Raw genomic sequence first — 1,297 nt, 5'->3', positions numbered from 1 at the left:
TCCCGAGGCCCCGCACCCGATGGGTGAGCCATGAGATCTCCCCCTGACACTGCCCAACTCACTGAAAAAATAACAGAAATACACCGATCAGCCGAGCGGAAACCTCAGATCGCTTGGGAAATCCGGACTGAATTCCATAAGGAACGAACCTCATGAAACTGCTCCGCATCGGCGTCCGTGGCGCCGAGAAACCCGCTCTATTGCATTTGGACGGGACGATCCGCGATCTGTCCGGCGTCGTCGGCGATATCGCCGGTGACATGCTGACCGATGAAGGGCTGGCGATCATCGCCGCCGCCGATATCGCCGGGCTGCCTGTGCTTGACGCGGACAGCCGCATCGGCCCCTGCGTCGGCCATGTCCGCAAGTTCATCCGCATCGGCCTCAACTATTCCGACCACGCCGCCGGGCGTCGGCATGGGCCAGACCCCGCCGGTCTATCTGAAAGCCGGCCAGACGATCCGGCTCGGCATCGAGGGCCTCGGCGAGCAGACGCAGACCACCGTGAACTGGGACGCGGAAGTCTGAGGCGGTCATATGAGGCTCGACGAGGCGTTGACGATTGCCGACCTGAAGGACATCGCGGGTGTTGTCAGAAGGATTCCCGTTGAGACGGGCCGGGCGGCCTCGTAGCGTCGAAACATGACGAAACCTAACCTGTTCAAGAGCTTTCACAGCGGTGCTGTCAGGCCAATTCGAACTCGTCTCACCAAGCGCAGAATGGCTGTCCCTTATGCCGCGCAGAGATTGCGCCAATCAGCGAGAGCGGCGGCACGGTTCTTCTTGAAGTTTGCTCTGGAGGAGAGGTTGCGCTCCGAGTTGAAATGGTTGAATACAGAGGCGTGGACGGCGGCGAACATCTGCAGACTGCGCATTCGCCGGAAGCGCTGCATTGCCCGTTCTCGTCGTCGGAATGGCAGGTGTGAATTCTCCGCCCGATTGTTGAGCCATCGTCTAGTTTCCTGCCGGTCCGCCGCACCGACCTCCTTCAGTGCGGCGCCGTAGGACCGGAGCTTGTCAGTGACAAAGATTTGCGGCCGCCCGTAGCGCTTCATTGATTTCTTCAATAATTTCAATGCCGCCTTCTTGTCCCGCGTCTTCGTCACGAAGCTTTCCAGCACCTCGCCCTCATGATCGACGGCCCGCCACAAGTAGTGCCGTTCACCATTGATCTTCACGAACAGGCGAGTGGCGCGGGGGACTTTCACCCCCGCGCTCTCTCAGAACCGGACGTGATACTCTCGCATCATCCGGCTCCCATTGTTCAGCCATATCCGTGCAACAGCGGCCAGTGGGC

General features: G+C 60.2%; 2 protein-coding genes and 1 pseudogene. 1 reads left to right on the top strand and 2 read right to left on the bottom strand.

Going from position 1 to position 1,297, the window contains the following annotated elements; genetic code table 11:
- Window positions 1-197: 197 nt before the first annotated feature.
- Window positions 198-419 (bottom strand): hypothetical protein, encoded by a 222-nt coding sequence (locus EU800_RS29250; protein WP_165354864.1) that lies wholly within the window; start codon window positions 417-419, stop codon window positions 198-200.
- On the opposite strand from EU800_RS29250, the gene EU800_RS27820 reads away from it, so the two are divergent.
- Window positions 418-528 carry a fumarylacetoacetate hydrolase family protein gene (locus EU800_RS27820; RefSeq protein WP_165354863.1) on the top strand — a complete coding sequence of 37 codons (111 nt, stop codon included), beginning with the start codon at window positions 418-420 and terminating at the stop codon, window positions 526-528. The genes EU800_RS29250 and EU800_RS27820 overlap by 2 nt on opposite strands.
- Before the next feature lie 203 nt (window positions 529-731).
- On the opposite strand, the pseudogene EU800_RS25995 reads toward EU800_RS27820, so the two are convergent.
- Window positions 732-1,184, bottom strand: a pseudogene (locus tag EU800_RS25995) (transposase); the annotation flags it as partial.
- Window positions 1,185-1,297 lie beyond the last annotated feature (113 nt).

The organism is Tropicimonas sp. IMCC6043 (assembly GCF_004146235.1).
Lineage (GTDB): Bacteria > Pseudomonadota > Alphaproteobacteria > Rhodobacterales > Rhodobacteraceae > Tropicimonas.
Note: the sequence above shows the minus strand (reverse complement) of the source record. Positions and strands in the feature narration are given on the sequence as shown.